Genomic DNA, 3,607 nt, shown 5'->3' on the forward strand with positions numbered 1-3,607 from the left:
GTCGGCAGCGGCCGCCGAACAGAAGCCGGCGGCGAAGCGGACCGCCAGGAAAACCTCGGCCAGTGACGGGCCGGTGGACTGGAGTGCCCTTTTGGGCTGAGTCCTGGCCCGCTGCGCTGGCGCGGAGACAAGGCACGCCGCCAGGATCAGGCACTTACAATGATGGAACCAGCCAAAGATTCAAACAGCCGCTAGCTTCAAACAGCGGCACACTATGTTGCTTAGGAGCATCGGATGGGCCGTGTGACACAGCGCCGCAAGGTGCACAAGATCGTCCTGGACGGGTCCCCGCAGGCCCTCGAATTCCCGGTCCGGCACCGGGAGGACGTCCTTGCCGTCGAGGAACCGCTGGAAATCCGGCTCGGCAACATGTCATTCTCCGTCACCATGCGAACGCCGGGCAATGACTTCGACCTCGTCGCAGGCTTCCTCGTCTCGGAGGGGATCATCTGGGCTCCCGAACAGCTGGTCTCGCTCAGGTTCTGCGCCGGCGAAGACGCCGACGGCATGCAGACGTTCAACGTGGTGGAGGCCCAGCTCAGGCCCGACGTCGTACGACCCGATACCGGACGCAACGTCTTCACCTCCAGTTCCTGCGGCATCTGCGGCACTGACTCGATCGATGCCGTACGGAAGTCCTCGCACTACAGCCCGGCACACGATCCGCTGACCGTCCCCGTCGAAACGCTCGCGGCCCTCCCGGACGCCCTCCGGTCCGCCCAGGAGGTCTTCGAAGTCACCGGCGGCGTGCACGCCGCCGGGCTCTTCAGGATCTCCGACGACGGCTCGGCCGAATTGCTGTGCCTGCGCGAAGACGTGGGCCGGCACAACGCGGTGGACAAGGTGGTGGGCTGGGCGCTCCGCGAAGGCCTGCTCCCGCTCCGGGGCACCGTACTGCAGGTGTCCGGCCGTGCATCGTTCGAGCTCGTCCAAAAGGCTGCCCTCGCCGGCATCCCGGTCCTCGCCGCTGTCAGTGCCCCCTCCAGCCTGGCCGTCGAGCTCGCCGAGGCCAGCGGGATGACACTGGCCGGGTTCAGCCGCGGGACCAGCCTGAACGTGTACGCGGGCCAGCAACGCGTAGCCGTTCCGGCGCCCGCGGCCGGCTAGGGGCAACAGTTGGCCAACGGGTTCTCCGCGGCGTAAGTTTTATCCATCGATTGGAGTCGATCGGACCCCCCAGCGCTGAAGAGGATCACATTGCACGACGACCGCCGTCTTACGGAAGTCCGGCTGGACCGCTTTCTGCGTGACCGGATCGGCCCGGCCGTCTACCCGCGCAGCGTGCCGCTGACGCTAAGTAACTGGGACGCGCCGGACGAACCCGTGCCGGTACTCGAGGCCCTTCGGCAGGAGTTCACGCCCCAGGAACACGGCGTGGCCTGGGGCCGGCCCTGGAGCACCAAGTGGCTCCGGCTCCGGGGTGAGGTGCCGGACGCCTGGGGAACCGCGGCCGGAACCTCCGTGGAAGTCCTCGTGGACCTCGGCTTCAGCGGCGACCTCCCGGGATTCCAGTGCGAAGGCATTGCCTGGCGGTCCGACGGGACCATCATCAAGGCGATCTCGCCGCGGAACCAGTACATCCCGCTCAAGGTCCTGGGCAGTGGCATGGCCGTTGACTTCTACGTCGAAGCCGCGGCCAATCCCGACTTGTCCCAGAACTGGACTTTCGCCGCCACCCCCTACGGCGACAAGGCGACGTCGGGCAGCGAGCCGAAGTACCGCCCCGGCAGGATCGCCATCGCCGAACGCAACCAGACCCCGACGACGTTGCCGGGACCGCGGAGGCCGGACGGGCCGCCTTGGCCGGAGCCCTGCCCCGGCCGGCCTATGCCTCAGCGCACCAGCTTGTGGCCACGGGCCACGCCCACATCGATTCGGCCTGGTTGTGGCCGGTCCGGGAAACCATCCGCAAGTGCGCCCGGACGTTCTCCAACGTCGTGGCCCTGATGGACGAGAATCCCGATTTCATCTTTTCGTGCTCCTCCGCCCAGCAGCTCGCGTGGATGAAGGAGTACTATCCGGAGCTCTTCGGGCGCATCCGGGACAAGGTCCGCGCCGGCCAGTTCGTTCCCGTCGGCGGGATGTGGGTCGAATCCGACTCCAACATGCCCGGCGGCGAGGCCATGGCACGGCAGTTCCTCGAGGGTAAAAGCTTTTTCCTGGCCGAATTCGGGGTTGATTGCCAGGAGGCGTGGCTGCCGGACACCTTCGGGTATTCCGCCGCCCTGCCGCAGATCATCAAGGCCGCAGGCAGCCGCTGGTTCCTGACCCAGAAGATCTCCTGGAACCAGGTCAACAGGATGCCTCACCACACCTTCAACTGGGAGGGAATCGACGGCACCCGCATCTTCACCCATTTCCCACCGGTGGACAGCTACAACTCCGACCTCAGTGCCCGGGACCTGGCGCACGCAGAACGGAACTACCGGGACCACGGACGCGGAGGCACGTCGCTGGTTCCGTTCGGGTACGGCGACGGCGGCGGGGGCCCAACCCGCGAGATGCTGGCCGCAGCGCAGCGCACGGCGGATCTGGAAGGATCCCCGAAGGTGCGGGTCGGCTCGGCGGCCAGCTTCTTCAGCCAGGCCCAGGCCGAGTATGAGCCCCTTCCGGTCTGGGTGGGGGAGATGTACCTGGAACTGCACCGCGGCACCTACACCAGCCAGGCCAGGACCAAGCTGGGGAACCGGCGCAGCGAGCACCTCCTCCGGGAAGCCGAGCTCTGGAGTGCCACCGCGGCTGTGCGGACCGGGCACCGCTACCCGGCTGCGGAGCTCAAGCGCCTCTGGCGGCTGGTCCTGCTGCAGCAGTTTCACGACATCCTGCCGGGAAGTTCCATCGCCTGGGTCCACCAGGACGCCGAACGGAACTACGCCGCCGTCGAACGGGGACTGGAAGCGATCATCACGAACGCCGCGGCGGCGGCCCTCGGCACCGGCAGCCGGGAATTCCTGCTCAACGCCGCCCCGCACGAGCGCCTGGGCGTGCCTGCCCTGGCGGCTGCTGAACCGGTCCGGCCCGGGCAGCCGGTAGAGGTCACTGAGGACGGCGGCGGCTACATCCTGGACAATGGCATCATCCGTGCCGTGGTGGATGCCCGCGGACTGCTGGTCTCCCTCACGGACCGGGCCACCGGACGCGAGGCGATTGCTCCCGGCGAGGTGGGAAACCTCCTGGAGCTGCACCGGGACACGCCCAATGAATGGGACGCGTGGGACATCGACGCCTTCTACCGCAGGAACGTCGTCCGTCTGGAACAGGCGCTTTCGGTGGCGCTGGAGCGCGACCCCCGGGGCGAAAACCCGGCCGCCGTCGTGGTGGTGGAGCGGATGGCCGGGTCCTCCGCGGTGACCCAACGGATTACACTAGCGCCGGGTGCAGACTCGCTCGCGATCACTACGGCCGTGGACTGGCAGGAGAGCGAAAAGCTGCTCAAGCTGGGTTTTGCATTGGATGTCAGGGCCGACCGGTCGGCGGCGGAGACGCAGTTCGGGCACGTGTTCCGCCCGACCCATGTCAACACGTCCTGGGAGGCCGCGAAATTCGAAATCTGCGCCCACCGCTGGATCCACGTCGCCGAGCCGGGCTATGGGGTGGCGATCTCCAA

1 protein-coding gene and 1 pseudogene are annotated in these 3,607 nt (G+C 67.5%); both read left to right on the forward strand.

Annotated elements, in window-relative coordinates; all coding sequences use genetic code 11:
* Window positions 1-234: 234 nt before the first annotated feature.
* Window positions 235-1,107 (forward strand): formate dehydrogenase accessory sulfurtransferase FdhD, encoded by an 873-nt coding sequence (gene fdhD / locus LQV45_RS20800; protein WP_223914284.1) that lies wholly within the window; start codon window positions 235-237, stop codon window positions 1,105-1,107.
* Between the two features lie 90 nt (window positions 1,108-1,197).
* Window positions 1,198-3,607, forward strand: a pseudogene (locus LQV45_RS20805) (alpha-mannosidase); the annotation flags it as partial.

Source organism: Microbacterium sp. Bi128 (genome assembly GCF_918698205.1).

Excerpts from the sequence above, each read along its gene's own strand:
- fdhD (WP_223914284.1), top strand. The coding sequence starts at position 235 with ATGGGCCGTGTGACACAGCGCCGCAAGGTGCACAAGATCGTCCTGGAC.